At 71.3% G+C, this 18872-nt stretch carries 14 protein-coding genes and 1 pseudogene; 8 read left to right on the top strand and 7 right to left on the bottom strand.

The annotated features are described in order from the left end of the window. Positions 1-405 precede the first annotated feature (405 nt). On the bottom strand, positions 406-1866 hold the full coding sequence (locus ACWGSR_RS31960; protein WP_376236856.1) for a catalase: 1461 nt from the start codon (positions 1864-1866) through the stop codon (positions 406-408). Positions 1867-2138: 272 nt separating this feature from the next. Between ACWGSR_RS31960 and ACWGSR_RS31955 the strand changes: the two genes are divergently transcribed. Then, entirely contained in the window at positions 2139-3107 is a 969-nt protein-coding gene (locus tag ACWGSR_RS31955) for an NAD(P)H-quinone oxidoreductase (protein ID WP_376236707.1), read from the top strand. A gap of 220 nt (positions 3108-3327) precedes the next feature. On the opposite strand, the gene ACWGSR_RS31950 is transcribed toward ACWGSR_RS31955, so the two are convergent. Continuing rightward, positions 3328-4215: a bile acid:sodium symporter family protein gene (locus ACWGSR_RS31950; RefSeq protein WP_453571776.1), complete on the bottom strand. Its 888-nt coding sequence runs from the start codon at positions 4213-4215 to the stop codon at positions 3328-3330. 286 nt (positions 4216-4501) lie between these two features. On the opposite strand from ACWGSR_RS31950, the gene ACWGSR_RS31945 reads away from it, so the two are divergent. The 4 genes and pseudogenes from ACWGSR_RS31945 to ACWGSR_RS31930 all read left to right on the top strand — a co-directional run bounded on the left by ACWGSR_RS31945 (position 4502) and on the right by ACWGSR_RS31930 (position 9543). Then, positions 4502-5587: an NAD-dependent epimerase/dehydratase family protein gene (locus ACWGSR_RS31945; RefSeq protein WP_453571773.1), complete on the top strand. Its 1086-nt coding sequence runs from the start codon at positions 4502-4504 to the stop codon at positions 5585-5587. Between the two features lie 150 nt (positions 5588-5737). Beyond that, complete coding sequence (locus tag ACWGSR_RS31940) at positions 5738-7852, top strand: SpoIIE family protein phosphatase (protein ID WP_453571771.1); 2115 nt, start codon at positions 5738-5740, stop codon at positions 7850-7852. Between the two features lie 183 nt (positions 7853-8035). Beyond that, positions 8036-8522: pseudogene (locus ACWGSR_RS31935) on the top strand (acetoacetate decarboxylase); the annotation flags it as partial. A gap of 103 nt (positions 8523-8625) precedes the next feature. Next, entirely contained in the window at positions 8626-9543 is a 918-nt protein-coding gene (locus tag ACWGSR_RS31930; protein WP_376236718.1) for an NAD-dependent epimerase/dehydratase family protein, read from the top strand. 149 nt (positions 9544-9692) lie between these two features. Here ACWGSR_RS31930 and ACWGSR_RS31925 read toward each other — a convergent pair whose 3' ends face one another. The 3 genes from ACWGSR_RS31925 to ACWGSR_RS31915 form a co-directional block, all read right to left on the bottom strand. Next, positions 9693-10562 carry an alpha/beta fold hydrolase gene (locus ACWGSR_RS31925; protein ID WP_453571767.1) on the bottom strand — a complete coding sequence of 290 codons (870 nt, stop codon included), beginning with the start codon at positions 10560-10562 and terminating at the stop codon, positions 9693-9695. A gap of 175 nt (positions 10563-10737) precedes the next feature. After that, complete coding sequence (locus ACWGSR_RS31920; protein ID WP_453571765.1) at positions 10738-12129, bottom strand: phage baseplate protein; 1392 nt, start codon at positions 12127-12129, stop codon at positions 10738-10740. A gap of 288 nt (positions 12130-12417) precedes the next feature. Then, a complete protein-coding gene (locus ACWGSR_RS31915) occupies positions 12418-13368 on the bottom strand; it encodes an aldo/keto reductase (RefSeq protein ID WP_453571762.1) in 951 nt (316 codons plus the stop codon). Between the two features lie 509 nt (positions 13369-13877). On the opposite strand from ACWGSR_RS31915, the gene ACWGSR_RS31910 reads away from it, so the two are divergent. Next, positions 13878-15218, top strand: coding sequence for a phospholipase D-like domain-containing protein (locus ACWGSR_RS31910; protein ID WP_453571760.1), 1341 nt, complete (start codon positions 13878-13880; stop codon positions 15216-15218). Between the two features lie 48 nt (positions 15219-15266). Beyond that, positions 15267-15701: a hypothetical protein gene (locus ACWGSR_RS31905; protein WP_453571757.1), complete on the top strand. Its 435-nt coding sequence runs from the start codon at positions 15267-15269 to the stop codon at positions 15699-15701. Between the two features lie 141 nt (positions 15702-15842). Here the strand turns inward: ACWGSR_RS31905 and ACWGSR_RS31900 are convergent, their stop codons facing one another. Further along, positions 15843-16475, bottom strand: a complete 633-nt coding sequence (locus ACWGSR_RS31900) for a DUF6368 family protein (RefSeq protein ID WP_453571754.1) — start codon at positions 16473-16475, stop codon at positions 15843-15845. Between the two features lie 145 nt (positions 16476-16620). Further along, positions 16621-16908: a DUF4253 domain-containing protein gene (locus ACWGSR_RS31895; RefSeq protein ID WP_376328300.1), complete on the bottom strand. Its 288-nt coding sequence runs from the start codon at positions 16906-16908 to the stop codon at positions 16621-16623. A gap of 126 nt (positions 16909-17034) precedes the next feature. Between ACWGSR_RS31895 and ACWGSR_RS31890 the strand changes: the two genes are divergently transcribed. Beyond that, positions 17035-18762 (top strand): protein kinase domain-containing protein, encoded by a 1728-nt coding sequence (locus tag ACWGSR_RS31890; protein WP_453571751.1) that lies wholly within the window; start codon positions 17035-17037, stop codon positions 18760-18762. Positions 18763-18872 lie beyond the last annotated feature (110 nt).

Raw genomic sequence — 18872 nt, 5'->3', positions numbered from 1 at the left:
CCGTCCCGCGCGGCGCGCCCCGATGTTCGGGACCGCTCCCGAAGAGGTCACGGCACGCCGGCTTCGTTTCCCTGATCGCACATGTGCCCCCACGGAGTTGGACGACCGTCCAACCGGGAGTATGGGAGCCCCCGTTCCGTACCTCAAGAGGTCCGTCACGCCTTTTACCCGAAGGAAACGCGGAGGGCCGTTCGCCGCCCGGAGGGAAATCCGCAGGACATCCCGCACCGCACCGCCGTGCGCCGTCGGCCTTTGACCGGGCCCGGCCGGCGTCCGCCGCGGAGCACGATGCCGCCGGTGGCCCTGGAACGGGCCACCGGCGGCATCGAAGCGCTCATCACGCGGTCGTACGTGGTTCCCGCGGGCCCGGATTGCTCCGCCAGGCCCTACGGCTCCCTTCCGGGACTACGACTTCTGCTTGGCGCGGACCCCCTCGGCGATGCGCTTGCCCACGGTCGGGTCGATGTTGGTCCAGTACGCGAAGGCGCGCTCGAGGACCGGTTCGCTCACCCCGTCGAGGAGGTGGCCGACGACGTTGTCCACGAGGCGGTCGCGGGCCGCGTCGTCGAGGACCTCGCGCACGAGCGTGCCGGGCTGTCCCCAGTCGTCGTCCTCCGGGTGCGAGACGTAGGCGGTCCGGGTGATCTCGCCGTCGACGGCCCAGCTCGGCGGGCTGCCGTACCGCTCGGTGTCGGCGGCGGGCCCGCCCTTGGAGTTCGGCGCGTAGACCGGGTCGGACGTCTTCCGGTAGGCCATCGCGCCGTCCTTGGAATAGGTGTGGACGTCGACGACGGGCGCGTTCACCGGCAGCTGCTGGTAGTTGGTGCCGATGCGGGCGCGGTGGGCGTCCGCGTACGAGAAGAGACGGGCGAGTAGCATCCGGTCCGGGCTGGGGCCGATGCCGGGGACGAAGTTGTTCGGCTGGAATGCGGCCTGCTCGATCTCGGCGTGGTTGTCGGTGGGGTTGCGGTCCAGCGTCATGCGGCCCACCGGGATGAGCGGGTAGTCGCCGTGGGGCCACACCTTGGTGAGGTCGAACGGGTTGAACCGGTACGTCGCCGCGTCCTCGTACGGCATGACCTGCACGTGCAGCGTCCACGACGGGAAGTCCCCGTCCCGGATGTGCTCGAACAGGTCCCGCATGTGGAAGTCCGAGTCGACGCCCGCCATCCGGTCGGCCTCGTCCTGGGTGAAGAACTCGATGCCCTGGTCGGTCTTAAAGTGGTACTTCACCCAGAACCGCTCGCCGGACGCGTTGATCCACATGTACGTGTGGGAGGTGTACCCGTTCATGTGGCGCCAGGTGCGCGGGACGCCCCGGTCGCCCATCAGCCAGGTCACCTGGTGCGCGGACTCGGGCGAGAGGGTCCAGAAGTCCCACTGCATGTCGTGGTCGCGCAGGTTGTTGTCGGCCCGGCGCTTCTGGGACCGGATGAAGTGCTGGAACTTCATCGGATCCTTCACGAAGAAGACCGGCGTGTTGTTGCCGACCATGTCGTAGTTGCCCTCGGACGTGTAGAACTTCACCGCGAAGCCCCGGGGGTCCCGCCACGTGTCCGGGCTGCCCCGCTCTCCGGCCACGGTGGAGAAACGGGCGACCAGGTCGGTACGGGTCCCCGGCTGGAACAGCGCCGCCTTGGTGTACTGACTGACGTCGTGGGTGACCTCGAAGTGGCCGAACGCCCCGCTGCCCTTGGCGTGCGGCTGGCGCTCGGGGATCCGCTCCCGGTTGAACTGCGCCATCTGCTCGATCAGGTAGGCGTCCTGGAGGAGGACGGGTCCGCCCGGGCCCGCGGTGAGCGAGTGCTCGTCGCTCTCCACCGGGGCCCCGGAGTCGGTCGTCGTCGCCGGTCGGATCTCGGTCATCGCGGTCTGCCTTTCGTCGTCACGCATGCCCACCTTCATCCTTCTCGGCAGAAGCCGCCACCCGAAACGCACCGTCCCGCTTCGGGTGGGTACGCATCGGACGTGTCGGATGTTTGCGCCGCTCACTTCTCTTGAGTAATGTAAGTGGTGCACACATTGGGCTCTCGGTGATCCGGCCCGACCGGATCACCGTCCTCGGGACGGAGGCCGCGCCTTCCCCGGGCGCGAGAGTTCCTCATTTCGGTAGGGGAAGCAGTGGAGACGGAGTTGTCGTGAAGGCTGTGGCGATCAAGGAGCACGGTGGTCCCGAGGTTCTGGAGTGGGTCGAGGTCGAGGACCCGACGCCCGGTGCCGGTGAGGTCGTCGTGGAGGTGGCGGCCAGTGCCCTGAACCGGGCGGACGTCATGCAGCGCTGGGGGCTCTACCCCCTGCGGCCCGGCTGGTCGCCGTATCCGGGTCTGGAGGTCTCCGGGCGCATCGGCGCGGTCGGCGAGGGGGTCACGGGCTGGAAGGCGGGGGACGAGGTCTGCGCCCTGCTGACCGGTGGCGGCTACGCGCAGAAGGTCGCCGTTCCCGCCGGTCAGCTCCTGACGATTCCCCGGGGCGTGGGCCTGGTGGAGGCGGCGGGCCTTCCCGAGGTCACCGCCACGGTGTGGTCCAACCTGGTCATGACGGCGGGCCTGAAGGCGGGGGAGACCCTTCTGGTGCACGGCGGTGCCGGCGGTGTCGGCACGACGGCGATCCAGGTCGCCAAGGCGCTGGGCGCCCGTGTCGTGACCACGGTGGGCGGCCCGGAGAAGGCGGCCCGGGCCCGGGAGCTGGGCGCCGACGTGGCGATCGACTACCGCACCGAGGACTTCGCCGAGCACGGCCCCTACGACGTGATCCTCGACGTCGTCGGCGGCGACTACCTGGAGCGCAACGTCCGCTCGCTGGCGGCGGACGGGCGACTGGTCGTCATCGGCCTGCAGAAGGGCCTGGAGGGGCGGCTCGACCTCGCCGAGATCGTCTTCAAGCGGGCCTCGGTGCACGGCACCACCCTGCGGACGCGTTCGAAGGAGGACAAGGCCGAGATCGTGGCCCAGGTCCAGGAGAACGTCTGGCCCATGATCGAGAGCGGCATCGTGAAGCCGATCGTCGACCGGACCCTCCCCATGGCCGAGGCCGCCGAAGGCCACCGCCTGATGGAGGCCGGCGGCCACCTCGGCAAGATCCTGCTCGTGAACGACGAGAACGCGTGACGCGACGAACGCGGGGCGGGAGAGCCTGCTTCACAGGCTCGGCGCGGCGCGCGCGGTGTCCCGTCGTACGGGCGGCGCCCGCGCCGACGAGACCCGCATCGGCGGAGCCCGTACCTGCGGAACCCGTACGGACGAAGCCGCGCCCGTCACGGCGGTCCGGCCGGGGGAGGCGACCCGTCGCCTGCCCCTCGGCGGAGCGCCCCGACGGGCATCGGCCCGGTCAGACCGCCGGGGCGGGTTCCTCGGCGGGCCGGGATCCCCGGGTCATCAGCACCCCCGCGAGGGCCGCGACGGGATACATGAGCACGCCGTAGACGGCGGCGGGCACTGCCAGGCCGACGCTGCCGAGCACGCTGATCGCCAGGGTCATGGCGACGGCGCTGTTGTGCACGCCGATCTCCATCGAGCAGGCGATCGACTGCCGCTTGCCGAGCTTGAGCAGGCGCGGCGCGAAGTATCCGATCGTGAGGCTCGACATGCAGAAGGCCAGTGCCGCCGGTCCCGCCTCCAGGAGGTGGTCGACGATGTCGTCCCGCTCGGCCACCAGCGCGCCGATGATCACGGCGACGAGGACGACGACCGACAGCCGGCGCACCGGACGGTCCATGCGCCGTGCGAACGTCTCCGAGCGCCGCCGCACCGCCAGGCCGATCGCCACCGGCACGAGCACCAGGGCGAAGACCTGGAGCACCTTGCCGAACTGCAGCCCCAGGCCGTCCGGGCCGATGGCCGGCTCGAAGTACCGCAGGGAGAGGTTGGTGACGATCGGCAGCGTCACGACGGCCAGGACCGCGTTGACCGCGGTGAGCGTGACGTTCAGTGCCACGTCGCCGCCGAAGAGATGGCTGAAGAGGTTCGCCGTCGTCCCGCCGGGCGAGGCGGCCAGCAGCATCATGCCGACGGCGAGCACGGGGGAGAGGTCGAAGGCGACGACCAGCCCCAGACACAGGGCGGGCAGGAGCAGGAGTTGGCAGAACATCGCCACGACGACGGCCCGGGGGTGGCGTCGCACCCGGCGGAAGTCGTCGAGGGTCAACGACAGGCCCAGCCCGAACATGATGACGGCGAGGGCGAGCGGAAGGAATACGGTGGCGAGAGGAGTGTCCATGCGCGGCTTCGTCTCCAGGGGCGAGGATGGCGCGGAGGGAAGGTGCGGAGTGACAGCCGCATGACACCCGGATGACGGCCGTACGTCCGGCAGGCCCGGGCGCCGGCTGCACCGCGCACAGTAGGTGCGCGAGTGAGCACTGTCAACATTGGTCGTGGCCCGCCGCGCACCGCGGCCGGCCCCGGCCCCATCCGCCCCCGCACGCCCTGCGGAGGACACGCACCGCCCTGCGGAGGACCGCGTGCTTCACGGAGGGCCCGCGTGCTTCGCGAAGGAAAGGAACCCCATGGACACCCAGATCGACCTCGGTGACCTGCCCGTCGACACGAGTGCGCCCGTCCTGGTCACCGGCGCCACGGGATACGTCGCGGGCTGGATCGTGAAAGGGCTGCTCGACGCCGGTGCCACCGTCCACGCGGCGGTCCGCGACCCGGGCAGGACCGCCAAGGTCCGGCACCTCGTCGAGGCCGCCGACTCCTCGCCCGGAACCCTGCGCCTGTTCGCGACGGACTTGATGCGCGAGGGTTCCTACCGGGAAGCCATGCAGGGGTGCCGACTCGTCGTCCACACGGCCTCGCCCTTCGTCCGCGCCGTGCGGGACCCGCAGCGCGACCTCGTCGACCCGGCCGTGCACGGCACCCGCAACGTGCTGCACACCGCGAACGACGTCGACACCGTCGAACGCGTGGTGCTCACCAGCTCCGTCGCGGCGATGATCGGAGACGCCGAGGACGTCCTCCGCATCCCCGGCCGGACGATCACGGAGGAGACCTGGAACACGACCTCGTCCCTGACCCGCGAGCCCTACAGCCTCTCCAAGACCCTGGCCGAGAAGGAGGCGTGGCGCATCGCGGAGGCCCAGGATCGCTGGCGCCTCGTCACCGTCAACCCGGGCCTCGTGATCGGTCCGGCCCTGAACGCCGACCCGACCAGCGAAAGCTTCACCATCGTGCGGCAGATGACCGGCGGCGAGGCCCGCTTCGGCGCCCCGCGCATCGCCGTCGCGGTCGTCGACGTGCGCGAGGTCGCCTACGCGCACCTGGCGGCCGCGTTCCTCCCGGAGGCCCGGGGACGCCACCTCCTCATGGCCGAGAGCACGGACATCGTCGACCTCGCGCGCAGGCTCCTGCCCGCCTACGGAGACCGGTACCCGCTGCCGCGCCGCGCCGTACCGAAGGCTCTCGCCGTCGCCTTCGCGCCGGCGGCCGGGCTCGAACGCGGCTACCTGCGACGCAACGTCGGCTTCGAGCTGCGAGGCGACACCACCAAGAGCCGGAAGAGCCTCGGCGTGCGCTACCGGCCCGCACAGCGCTCCATGGAGGACATGCTCGACCAGCTCGTCCGGGCCGGAGCGGCGAGCGGCGCGAAATGAGCGGCGAGTGACGCGCGGCAGGGCGGACGGCACCTGGGCCTCCCGCCCTCCGGGATGCCCACGACCCCGATGAGGGCGCAGCATGGACGGAAGCGTTCCACCGGCGGCGCCCCGCGCGCCGCCGGGGTCCGGGCGCGGAGGGAGCGTGCGATGACCGACGACGTACCGCCCGAAGCCGGTGGTCCCGAGGCCGCCGTGACCGGCACCGACGCGGGCCGACGGGGTACGGGGAGTCTGCTGGACTTCCTCAACGTCGCCGCTGTCGTGGTGGACGTCGACGGCCGGATCGTGTTCTGGAGCCCGCAGGCCACCGACACCTTCGGACACACCGCCGAGGAGGCGCTGGGGCAGTACGCGGCACGGCTCCTGCTCGCCGAGGAGGACCGGCACCGGGCGGTGGAGCTGTTCGCCACGGTGATGGGGACCGGGCGGAGCTGGGCCGGGACGTTCCCCGTCCTGCACAGGGACGGCACGACCCGGCTCGTGGAGTTCCGCAACGTACGGCTGCAGGACGACCTGGGGGACGTGTACGCGCTGGGGATCGCCGTCGACCAGGCCGCGCTGCACGACGTGGAGGGCCGGCTGGCGTTCTCGGACCAGCTGGTGTCGCAGGCGCCGGTGGGGTTCGCCCTGCTGGACGCCGACATGCGGTACCGCCTGGTCAACCCGGCGCTGGAGCGGATCAACGGAGTGCCGGCCGCCGAGCACATCGGCCGCCGTCCCCGTGACATCCACCGCTACGACGGAGTGGAGACGGTCGAGTCCTCGCTGCGGTACGTGCTGGCGACCGGCACGCCGCTCATCGACCAGTACATCGTCAGCCGTACGCGTGCCGATCCCGATCACGACCACGCGTGGTCGGTGTCGTACTACCGGATCCACGGGCCCGCGGGGCGGGTGATCGGGGTGGCCTCCTCGGTCGTCGACGTCACCGAGCGGCATCTGGTCGCCGCCGAGGCCGAGCGGGCCAGAAGACGGCTCGCGCTGATCGCCGACGCCTCCGCCAGGATCGGCACGACCCTCGGGGTGGACCGGACCGCCCGGGAGCTGGCGGAGGTCGTGATCCCGGACCTCGCGGACATGGCCGCGGTCGACATCCTGGACGACGTGCTGTCCTGCCGCGCCCCCGCACGGAACGGAGACGGCGCGGAGTCGTTCCGGGCACTCGCCGTCACCTCCGCCTTCCCCAGCGACATCACCGCCGCGGCCGACCCGGTCGGGGAGATCGTCGCCTACGACCCCGAGCGGCTGATCGCCCGGTGCGTGCACACCGGGCAGCCCGTCCTCGTGGCCCACTGCGACGCACGGGACCTGCGGCGCATTGCCCGCGATCCGGAAGCCGCCGACACCCTCGCCCGGGCCGGCGCGCACTCCTACCTCGCGGTCCCCCTCATCGCCCACGGGGAGATCCTCGGCGCCTTCGACCTGCTGCGCGTCCGCAACCCCGTGCCCTTCGACGAGGACGACGTCCTGCTCGCCCGGGAACTGGCCGCCCGGGCCGCCGTCGCCATCGACAACGCCCGCTGGCACCAGAACGTGCGCACCGCCGCGGAAACCCTCCAGCGCAGCCTCCTGCCCCCGGCGCCGCCACAACGCCCCGGCCTGGAGATCGCCTCCCTCTACCAGCCGGCCCAGTCCGCCAACGAGGTCGGCGGAGACTGGTACGACGTCGTCCCCCTGGCCGACGACAAGACGGCCCTCGTCATCGGTGACGTCATGGGCAACGGCATCGACGCCGCCGCGGCCATGGGGCAGCTGTGCACCGCCGCCCGCGCCTACGCCGCCCTCGACCTGCCCCCCGGCGAGGTCCTCCACCACCTCGACCGGCTCACCCAGGGCCTGGAGCACTACATCGCCACCTGCCTCTACGCCGCCTACGACCCCCGCACCGGCCGGTGCCGCATCGCCAACGCCGGACACCTGCCGCCCGTCCTCGTCCGCCCCGGGCACCGGCCCCGGCTGCTGCACCTGCCCCCGGGAGCCCCGCTCGGCGTCGGCGGCGTCGACTTCGACACCGTCGACTTCCTCCTGCGCACGGGCGACCGGCTCCTGCTCTACACCGACGGTCTCGTGGAGACCCGGGACGACCCCATCGACGAACGCCTCGACCTCCTCCTGCGGGCCCTCGGCTCCGTGGGCCCGTCGCTCGACGCCACCTGCGTCCAGCTCGTCGACCTCATACGCCGGCCCGACGACCCCGATGACGTCGCCCTCCTCCTCGTGGAGGCCCGGCACGGCGAAGACACCGTCCTCCCCTCCGGCTGACCGGCCGCGGCCGCCCGGGTCGCGATGCGGGCACGGAACGCCGCGGCAATGACGGATCTACGACGGTGACCGGGACCCGAGCCGGACGGTGGCGTCCCCCACAGAAGTAAGCATTGTAAACATTTGGGTGTACGGTTGTCGTGCGGGCGCCCGGGAACGAGGGCGAGGACGGGAGCGGCAGTCATGGACGACACGCAGGCCGCAGGCCCCCAGGGCACGGTCGAGGTCACCTTGGGCGGGCGTACGGTGCGCGTTCCGGCGGGTGGTCCGTTCGACCGTTACCGGATGCGGACCGACCTCGACGAGGTGGCGAAGAATCCCCGGGTGGCCGGAGTGGGGTTCTTCAGGGACCAGCCGAAGGTGGAGGTGCGGTCGAGGATCGGACCGACCCTCACGCCGAACTCCTCCTACGCGATGTCGAACGCCCGGCTGACGATGATCGCCCCCGTGCGCGCCGTCCGGCGGCGGCTCCCGCGCGAGCTCGAACCGCTGCGGATCGCTCCCGGGTGCGGTCTGGTGTCGGTCCTGCTCTTCCGCTACGACGTGTGCGGCATCGACTTCTCCACCGAGGCCGCCGTCGGCATCGCGGTCAAGCCCGCCCGGCACGGACCCATCGGCGCCGTCCGACCTGCTGGCGGCGCTGAAGAACGACCACCTCGACTCCTACGTCCGCCTCGTCACCGCGGGCCTGAAGATCCTCAAGCGGCTTCCGGGCATCAAGTAGACAAACAGCAGACAAGCAGACAAGCAGACACGAAAGAGTGATCCATTCCATGCACACGGTTCTGGGCGCCAACGGTCCGATCGGCGAAGAGCTCACCCGGGAGCTGTACCGCAGCTTCACCCGCGACATCCGGCTGGTCAGCCGCAACCCCGTGAAGATCCACGACACCGACCAGCTCGTCAAGGCCGACCTGACCGACCCCGAGGCGACGGACCGGGCCGTCGAAGGCAGCGAGGTCGCCTACCTCACCGTGGGCCTGCCCATGGACTCGGAGCTGTGGGAGCGGCAGTTCCCCGTCATGATGCGCAACGTCATCGACGCCTGCGCCAAGCACGGCACCAAGCTCGTCTTCTTCGACAACACCTACATGTACCCCGGCACGACCACCCCGCAGACCGAGTCCACCGCCTTCGCACCCAACGGCCGCAAGGGCCGGGTGCGCGCGCGGATCGCGACGACACTGCTGGAAGCGATGGCCGCAGGGAAGGTCGACGCCGTCATCTGCCGGGCACCGGAGTTCTACGGCCCGGGAAAGACCAAGAGCCTGACCAACTCGCTCGTCTTCGACCGCATCAAGGCGGGCAGGCGTCCGTTCGTCCCCGTCAGCGCGAAGACCGTCCGGTCCCTCATCTGGACACCGGACGCCAGCCGGGCCATGGCCCTGATCGGCAACACCCCCGACGCCTACGGCCAGACCTGGCACCTGCCCATCGACCCCCACCGCCTCACCTACGCCGAACTCGTCCAGGTCGCCGAAGAGATCACCGGCCGCCGGATCCGCCACACCGTGCTGCCCCTGGCCGTCTTCACCCTCGGCGGCCGCTTCGTCAAACCGCTCGGAGAGGTCGAGGAGCTGCTGCCGCGCTACCGCGGCGACAACATCTTCGACACCTCGAAATTCACCGCGCGCTTCCCCGACTTCACCGTCACCTCCTACCGCGAGGGCATCACCGAACTCCTCGGCTGAACCCTCCGCGACGTCCCGTCGACACCGGACACCGTCACCCGCACCCGCACATCCGTGGGCCTGCTGCCGATGGGCAGCAGGCCCTGCACGCGCATGGTGCTCGGGGCCGGAGCCCCCGGGGCGAGGGAACTAGTCGGCCGGCGACCGGCTCACGAAGCACCGTCGAGGACCTGGCGCAGTCGGTGCGCGAACTCGTCCGGCTTTCCCGGATAGCCGAACTCTCCGTCGCAGAACCCGCCGTGGTGGCTCGGGAACACGGTCACCCGTTGTCCGAGGAGCTCGGCGGTCGCGACGGAAGTGCGCCCGGTCTGCACGTTCTCGGACTCCTCGCCCACGGCGATCACGATGCGGGTCGGCGCGGCGGCGAGCGCCTCGGTGTCCGGCCGGTAGCCGCTGACCGCCCACGACCGGTCGGACAGCAGCGGATCGTCACGCGAGCCGTCGTCCTGCGCGGGCATGCCGAACGCGGCGGGATCGGGCTGCGGCTGTGCGAAGTACGCGTCGGTGAACTCTCCCTCCCACGAGGTCATGGCCACGAACGCGGCCATCCCGGCCCCCCATCCGCGTTTCTCGTAGGCCTCCAGGACCCCGGCCCGCGCCCGCACGGCCGCCGGGCCGTCCGGCGTGAGGGTGATGAGCGGCGGCTCGTGCGCGACCAGGGTGGTCACGTCCGAGGGATACGCCGCCACGACCGCGAGCGCGGTGATCGCTCCGCCGCTGCTGGCGAACACCTCGACCGGTCCGGCCCCGACGGCCTCGACGACGGCGTGCACGTCGTCGGCCTGGATCTGCGGCGTGTGATCGTCCCGCCCGTCCCTGCGGGTGCTGCGTCCGAGCCCGCGCGGGTCATAGGTGACCACGGTCCGCTCGGGGAAGCGCGCGGCGAGCGCGGCGAAGCCGCCGGCGTCCATGGGCTGCCCGATCATGAACAGCGGCGGGCGTCCGTCCGCGGTCGGCAGCGGCCCGCGAACGTCGTAGACGAGGTCCGCGCCGGCTGTCTCGAGTGTGTGAGTCTTCATGCCCGTGCAGACCGGTCCCGCTCCGGAAACTCATCGGTGGGACTCGCGTGGCAGGGACGGGTACCCGGCCCCGAGGGAGCCGGAGCCCGTCCAGTCGGGGGCGGTGACCAGGGCGGTGGTCACCGCTGTGCCGAGGGCGGAGCCGAGTGAGCGAGAGACCGGCGTCCGAAAGGATTCAGCTGATGAAGTATCCGGCGTCGAGTCCGATCCAGCCGGTGAACCCGCGCTGGTCGTAGATGCGCAGCGCACCGTCGGTCTGGACCTCCCAGCGGATGGTGAGCGAATCGGAGATCCCGGAGCCGGTGACCTGACCGACCATGCCCTGCGTGCGGTGGGGGCGGATGTGCGGCGGGAGGGTCAGGATCGTCTCGCCGTTGGTCCACGGGGTGCTGTTCTTGTGCGACAGCCGGAGGTGGAGGTAGACGCGATTGCCGAGCTGACGGTACTGCGGGATGTAGGAGGAGGCGTTGGGGGCGTAGACGCCGGTGTCGTACTCCAGATCGGTCCACGGGACGTGGTCGCCGGTTCCGTCGGTGGTGCCGGTGATGCCGTAGAGGGCCATGTGGCGCGGTCCTGATTCTCTGGTGGCGAAGCCGAAGACGAGTTGCGGCCCGTTCGGCGTGGTGCGGACGGTGATGGCTTCGGTCTCGCGGTGGGACAGGTCGAGAGCGGTGGTGTTGAAGCTCCGCTCGATCATCAGACCGGTGGTGATGTCGTAGACGTTCCACCAGGAGTTGCCGGGGCGCGGGTTGGCCGTGCTGTAGGCACTGCCCTCGTTCTGGTGGACGAGGTCCCCGTACAGACACCAGGCCTGGGTGCGGTAGCGGCACGGGAAGCTGTACAGCGGGGTGAAGACACGGCGCTTGAAGGCGTCGAGGTCGTAGACGCGGTATTCGTCCTTGCCGGAGGACCTGTGGCGCACCCCCATGCGGCCGTGGTCGACGTCCAGGGAGGGAGTCGTGTGGGAGGAGCCCGGGACGGGGTCGAACACCTCGATCAGGTCGCTCCCCGCATCGACGACGGCGTCCGGAGCGAACGCGACGCGGCCGATGCGCTTGCCGTACGTGAAGCCGTCGGCGACCGGCTCCGCGTCGGTCTCCAGCCACAGGACGGGACGGCCGTCGACGTGCTCGACGCCGAGTCCGCCGCCGTGACCGACACCCCTCAGGTACATGACGGCACGCACGCTGCCGTCGGGGGCGACCTCGTTGACGCACAGGTCGCCCCGGCGGCCGCGGTCAGCGCCGGGAACCGCCGCCGGCTCGTCGGCCAGGCGGCGCCCGTCGCTGATGACCTGCGTCACGTAGGCCAGCCCCGTGACCGGGTCGAAGGCGACCTGCTGGTGCACCGTGCCCTGCTTGAGCCGGATCTCCCGGCCGAACAGATCGACGGGTTCGGCTCGCAGGTCGAACCTGTTTCGCGCGTTCAGGCCGTATCCCGGCCGGTTTTCGGCGACGACGCCGGTGGCGAGGGGAGCCTGACCGGCGTGTGCCCGCGCGGTTTCGACAGAGGTGAGGACCGGAGCCGTGGCCATGGCGGCCAGAACGGTGCGGCGAGTCAGCGGCATGACGCGAGGCCCTCGTCTCCGGACCGCGGCAGCACGGCGGAACCGGTCCGTTCCACGGGATCGGGACCGGCGCTCCGGATGACGGTCTCCGCGGCCTTCGACGAGCCGCGGCAGAGTATGCGGGCGGAACGATGGAACATGAGCGTGCAAGCCCCCCTTTTTTCAAGATCGTCACCTGCGTGACGTCGCAATCCTTGCACGTCAGGCGGGGGAGGCCCGTCGCCGGTTCCTGGATGCGCCCGTGCCCTCCAGGAGCGGGAATCCACCACCCGGCCGGGGTGAACGCCCCTACGGCAGAGCCGCCCCACGGGCTGTGATCCAGAGGCTGTACCACTCCTCATGGGTCAGTTCGGGCGTCGTGCTCGCGGCGTCGCGGCAGGCGCGGATGCGGGCCGGGTTGGTCGTACCGATGACGGGGGCGATACGAGCCGGGTGGCGCTGGAGCCACCACAGGACGATCGTCTCCGGCGTCGTGTCCTTGGCCTTGGCGAGCTCGGCGACGAGCGCGGCGGTGGCCCGGTCCTCCTCGGTCTGAGGCCGCCCGCTGTAGCGGCCCTGGGCCAGCGGGCCCCAGGCCTGGAGGGCGATGCCGTGGGCCAGGCAGTGCTCGACCGTGCCCGTGGGGAAACCGTTCGCGGCGGAGGCCGGTGTGTTGACGAGGACGCCGTCCTCCAGCCAGTCACGTCGCAGCAGGCTCATCTCCAGCTGGTTGGCCGCCAGCGGCAGGCCGAGGTGCGCCTGGAGACGGGCCATCTGCGGCGCGCTCATGTTGGACACGCCGAAGCGTCGCACCAGCCCCTGCCGGTGGAGGGACTCGAGGGCGGCCCCGACGTCGGCGGGGTCGGCGAGCGGGTCCGGGCGGTGCAGCAGGAGCATGTCGAGGTGGTCGGTGCGCAGTCGGGCGAGGCTCTCCTCGACCTTCCGGACGATGGTCGCGCTGCGCAGGTCGTACATGCCGGGCCGGTCCCCGTCGGCGAGCCGGATGCCGCACTTCGACTGGAGGGTGATCCGCTCGCGCAGCCCCGGCGAACGGTCCAGGACCTCACCGAAGACCGCCTCGGCCTTTCCGTGTCGGTAGATGTCGGCGTGGTCGAACCCGGTGATCCCGCTCTCCAGCGCGGCCTCGATCGCCGCCTCCGCGACGTCGATGTCCGCGGGGACGTAAGGGGAGGCGTCCCAGCTGCCGCCCAGGCCCATGCAGCCGAGGAGGAGGCGGTCGGTCGTCTCGTGTGCGGTCACGGGTGCACCCTCCTGCGGGCGGTCGACTGCCGGGACCGATCGACCGGCCCCCGCTTATGACCGGATTATGTCAGTGGGACGAGGCACGCCGGTCCGGCCGTGGACGAACGCTCCCACCGCGCCCTCCTCGACGCGTGGGCCTCACCGGGGCCCTGCGCGTGGAACCCCGATCGGACCGAAGCCCCGGCAGGCCTTCCCGCACCCCACATCGCTGCCGCACCGCACTCCACGGCGATCCACCCCACAGCCACGTCACCGCTGCCACGGGTCGGGACACCGACCACAACGCCGTAGTACTGACCAGCGAACTCCTTTACTCCGCAATGGACTTGACCGATCGGATCGCCCGGCACGAGTCAACGGCCGTGACCGCCTGCCCGCACGCGGTCACTTGCGGCGCGGCATCGACCTGCCTTGTCGGCGACATGAGCGCGGGCTGCGGATTCCCGGGGTCCCGTGGATTTCGGCGCGTCGCGGCGGCCCGCGCGTCCGGCAGTATGGTGGCGGCCGTGATCAAGAAAAGACTCCTCGCCACCCTCCTCACCGTAGGCCTCCTCGCGGCCGGTGCGCCGTCCGCCACCGCGCAGGACGAGACGTACGTGAAGACCGGTGTCGTCTTCAACAAGCCGTCCGGCACGACCGCCGAGCAGGGCGCGATCCTCAGCCACCTCGGGCGCCTCGTCAACGGCGCCCCCGGCGGATCGACCATCCGCATATCCCTGTACGCGTTCGGGTCGTCCTGGCTGGCCGACCAGCTCGTGAAGGCGCACCAGCGGAACGTGAACGTGCAGGTCCTCGTCGACGACACCAGCATCAGCGCGGCGTGGATGGGCACGGCCGGGAAGACGGTCCGGGACAAGTTCCAGGCCGCCTTCGCGACGCAGTCCGCGCCCGGCCAGACGTCGTGGTTCCGGGTGTGCGCGGCGGGCCGGCCGTGCCTGGCCGCGGGGACGAGCGGAGTGAACCACAACAAGTTCTTCCTCTTCTCCCGCTCCACCGGCAGCGGCTCGCCGACCACGGGCGCGGTGGTCGAGAACATCGTGGTGCAGTCCTCCGGCAACCTCACCACGTGGGACCGCGAGTCCGGCTGGAACGACGCGATGACCGTCACCGACAACGCCGCCCTGCACGCCGGCTACGTCCGCTACTTCGACCTGATGGCCGCTTCGCAGGCCCAGCCGGACGGGTCGAAGACGGTGAGCGACCTGGCGATCGACGTGGAGGCCGGGCAGGCCAAGGGCTACTTCTTCCCCCGCTCCTCGACCGACGTCGTCGAGAACATCCTGAGCATGGTCGAGACCCGTGTGCCGAACGCCGACGGGACCACCGCCCCGGTCTGCCACGGGAACACCCCGGGCCACGGCACGGCGGACGGCCGCACCGTGATCCGCATCGCCAACGGGCACATCTCGCGACCGGCCGTGGCGGAGAAGCTGTGGAAGCTCGCCGACGCGGGCTGCTACGTCGACGTCGTCTACGGCAAGCTCTCCGACTACTCGGCCGTCGGCACGCACCGGGAGACGGCGTACTGGCTGACGCGGTCGACCGCGAAGGGGAAGATCTCCCTCCACCGCCTGGAGAACGACGACGTGACGAACCCGGCCGCACCCGGGGTCTCCGGCACGGCCACCCACACCAAGTACCTGCTGATCGAGGGCTCGTACAAGGGCGTGAAGGACCAGAAGCTGGTCTTCACCGGCAGCCACCCGTACACCGGTCTGGCGCTCACCGCCAACGACGAGACGCTTCTGAAGTACGCCGGCCCCGAGATGCACGACGCGTACGTGGCGAACTTCCGCGACCAGCGCGCCGCCGCCCTCGCGGAGTCCCAGTACGGCGGCGTCTTCTAGGACTCGCCCGGTCGGTCATGGCTGCGGGCGGTCGGGCATGATGCCCGGGTGAGCACCATCGTGAAGTTCTTCGTGGCGCCGGACGACACGTCGGCGGGTCTGGCCCTCCGGACTTGGCCGGGACGGGCGTTCGAGTCGCTCTCCTTCGGCAACTTCGATCCCGAAGAGGCCGTGGTCGAATGGGAACGCCTCCTGGTCGGCGGCAGCTTCGAGGAACTCGTCGAAGCCGGCGAGCCCCGGATCGTCGCCGGCCAGGACGACGACGGGTGCGTCGTCTTCGCGCTCTCGCCCCGCCTGTCCGCCGCACTCGTGGACGCCGGGCACTCCGGGTTGCGTGACGTCGCCGCCTCGTGGGCTCGGCTGTGTGCGGAGGACGGTGAGGACATCGACACCCAGATCGCCGGCGTGATCATCGGCGATCTGGCCGATCTCGTCAGCAGCGCCCGGCGCCGGAACCAGAGCGTCTACTGCTGGGTCGCGTAGGAGCTCGTGGAGCCAAGACCCGGAAACATCGCCCGACCGTGACCGCGACCGCGACCGCGCAACCAAGCCGGGCGGCGCCAACGAGGTGCCGGAGCCGTACTTCCCGGTCACGGCACCGCCTCCACAGCAGATCCGCCCGGGCTACTTGACCAGCCGGAAGGCGGGGTCTTCGGCCCAGGCCCGCAAGAACTCCGCCGTTCCCAGCACCATCCAGTCGTCGTCCGCGATCCCCAGCACCCCCGGAAGACCGGCGACGACCGCCACCTGTCCGTCCAGCAGTTCGGCTTTGGCCACGCCCCCGATGACGTCCATGACGGCGGCGGTCAGCAGGGCCGTGGCCACGTGGTCGATCTCGCGATTGCAGCCGGCGCTGACATTGACGGCATGGGTCGGCCTGAAGCCGAGGACGGCCTCCACCTCGGGCTCGTCCGCGTGCTCGGCCTCGAAGGTGGTCTCGTCGCCCACGCCCGGGCCCATCAAGTACACGTGGAAAGGCCGCCGCCAGTCCTCACGCTGCGGGTCGAAGCCCACCAGAGCCGTGAGCCCCTCGTCCGCGGAGGTGTCGTCGAGGAGCGGAAGCGGGAACGGCTTTCGCCGGTCCTCCTCCCGCCCGTCCTCGACGCCCAGTCGTTCCGCGGGCACGTTGACGTCGAAGAAGCCGGGCCGCTTCTCGTCGAAGTGGGAGGAGAGCTCCACCATCAACGCGCGGAACTCCCGCAGCACGGCCGGGGAGAGCGGCTCCGCCAACTCGATCACCAACGTCGGACCAGACATGTCCCGAGCCTAGCCTCGATCATTTCGGGATCAGGGTCGGGGTGACGGGCCGTGGACGGCGTGTGGGGCAGTTCGCTGCCGGTGGTGGCCCGGTAGGCGTTCCAGGTGATGCTGAGGATCGCTTCGCCTTCGAGACGGTCGAATCTCAGTCCCACCAAAATTCCCGGCAGTTCAGGCCGACAAGGGATTCGGCGTAGGCGGCCAAGGTGGAACGCGTGCCTTGCCGGAGGACGTCGGGGCAGAAGGCGAAGTGCTCCGCGGCAACGGCCACGGCGTCGTCGAGCGTGGCCGGGGGTGCGGCGACGCCGAGGTGCAGGGTGCTGAACCCGAGACCGACAACACACACGCCGAAACGTTCCTCCCGGCTGCGCACGACGGCGGAGGATCCGGCAGTGTCATTGTCGTGGTGGAGGGTACGGGCGTGCGCTCCCACCGCAGGGCGAATACGGCAAGGGCACGTACGACGAGGTGCGCGCGTCCGGTCCCGGCCGTGAGGCTCACCGGGTACGGGTACGTCTCCGGAGTTCTGACCGGCCCTCCCCGGGTGTACTGTCCCGCCGTGACTGAGACTCGGGTGGGGGAATGGCTGGTCGACGAGGCCGCTCCGCTGGGAAGCGGACAGTTCGCGCGGGTGTTTCCCGCCCGACGGGTGCGGCCGGGCCTGGACGGGCACGTCGAGCACCGGGCGGTGAAGATCTACCACGTCCGGGGAGACGCGGAGCAGCGTCGGCGCGCGCTGGACGAGATCCGGATCCAGGAACGACTGATGGGGTGCCCGCACGCGGTGGCGTACGTCGACGCCTTCCTCGCGCCGGAAGGGCCGTTCGCCGGCTGTCTGGTGCAGGTGATGGAGCTGGGCGACCGCGCGCTCGGTGACCACCTGGACGCAGCCGGCCCGCTGCCGCCCCACGAGGCCGCCGCCGTCCTCGCGGGTGTGGCCGAGGCTCTGGACCATGTGCACGGCCGGGGCCTGGTGCACGCGGACCTGAAGCCGGGCAACATCGTGCGCTGTCGCGGTCTGTGGAAGATCGCCGACTTCAACGTGGCCACGGCCCTGCGGGAGACCGTCGCGTGGGACCTGGGCGGCACGCCCTCCTACATGTCGCCGCAGCGCCTTCGAGCGCCCGGCCCAGGACCGCGCGAGGTGCGGCCCGCCGACGACGTGTGGTCCCTCGGCATGGTCCTCGGACAGTGCGTCCTCGGAAGGCTTCCCTCACGTCTCGCCGTACCGCGCGAGGAGGAGGCGCTGCGGCTCGCGGGCGAGGTCGTGGACGCGCTCGTGGACACCGGCACGGACCCCGTGACGGCTTCCCTGGTGAGGGAGTTGCTGTCGCCCGACCCCCGGCACCGGCCGACCGCCCGGCAGGCCGCGCGGCGGCTGCGCGACCTGGCGACGGCGGAGCCGCTCGCCCCCACCCTCCTGCTTCCGTACGCGACGCTCGCGGTGGCCTCCTACGGCGATCCCCACCTGGAGGTCTTCGCCGCCGATTCCCGAGGTCTGTGTCACGGCTGGAACGTGCACGACGGCTGGAGCGGATGGCACGGCATGGACGCCCCCGCCCCCGCCCGCGCCCTGGCGGTGGGGTCCCCCGTGCCGTACCGGCAGTACCTGTGGCTCCTCGGCCGCGACGGGCGGCTGTGGCGACGGGAACTCACCGCGGACCCGAAGACCGCCGTGGCGACCGGGGACTGGTCGGCGTGGGAGGACGACGGGCCGACGCCCGGCACGGCCCCGCTGACCGACATCGCCGCCACCGGAGCCCCGTGGACCCCGCACCGGCTGTACGCCGTCGACCGGGACGGCGGTACCTGGCAGCGCGGGCAGGAGGAGGACGGACGGTGGGCGTCCTGGTCGCCGCTGCCCGGCGCCCCCGCCGGCCTGGTGTCCGTACGGCCCGGGGTGGCCTGCGGCGCCCTCGCCGCGGTCGACCGGTCGGGCACCCTCCTGTACAGCCCGGGCGCCGCCACCGGACGCTGGCGCCGCGTCCTGGACGAGGAACACGCCCCGGTGAGCGCCGCGGTGCCGCTGCCCGACGAGGCCCTGGTCGTCCTCAGCGGCGACCACTGCGTCCTCCGTCCCGGCGGACTGGCCTCCGGCCCCTTCCCCGTGCCGCCGCCGGGCCGGTACACCCGGCTCGACGGCACCTCGCGCTGGAACGGACACGTCGAACTCGTCCTCGGCGACGACGAGGGCCGACTCGTCCACACCTGGGCCGAGCGCGACTCCGCCGGACGGTGGCGGTGGGACGACCGGTGGTGGGACCTGCGCGAGGCCGTACCGCGCTGACCGGCACCTCCACGGTTCGGCCGGCGCCGCGGCCGGACGGCGGCGGTGGTGGTGGCGTATGCCCAGCCGGTGTTCCGCCGGCTGACGCCGGTCAGCAGTCGCTTCGACCT

This window comes from Streptomyces sp. NPDC055632 (assembly GCF_053618675.1).
The sequence above is the reverse complement of the archived record's forward strand: the minus strand, read 5'-3'. Positions and strand labels throughout refer to the sequence as shown.

Bases quoted from the DNA above. Each gene is read 5' to 3' on its own strand.
- ACWGSR_RS31945 (WP_453571773.1), top strand. From the start codon at position 4,502: ATGGACACCCAGATCGACCTCGGTGACCTGCCCGTCGACACGAGTGCG.
- ACWGSR_RS31940 (WP_453571771.1), top strand. From the start codon at position 5,738: ATGACCGACGACGTACCGCCCGAAGCCGGTGGTCCCGAGGCCGCCGTG.
- ACWGSR_RS31900 (WP_453571754.1), bottom strand. From the start codon at position 16,475: ATGTCTGGTCCGACGTTGGTGATCGAGTTGGCGGAGCCGCTCTCCCCG.
- ACWGSR_RS31925 (WP_453571767.1), bottom strand. From the start codon at position 10,562: ATGAAGACTCACACACTCGAGACAGCCGGCGCGGACCTCGTCTACGAC.
- ACWGSR_RS31960 (WP_376236856.1), bottom strand. From the start codon at position 1,866: ATGACCGAGATCCGACCGGCGACGACGACCGACTCCGGGGCCCCGGTG.
- ACWGSR_RS31930 (WP_376236718.1), top strand. From the start codon at position 8,626: ATGCACACGGTTCTGGGCGCCAACGGTCCGATCGGCGAAGAGCTCACC.
- ACWGSR_RS31920 (WP_453571765.1), bottom strand. From the start codon at position 12,129: ATGCCGCTGACTCGCCGCACCGTTCTGGCCGCCATGGCCACGGCTCCG.
- ACWGSR_RS31950 (WP_453571776.1), bottom strand. From the start codon at position 4,215: ATGGACACTCCTCTCGCCACCGTATTCCTTCCGCTCGCCCTCGCCGTC.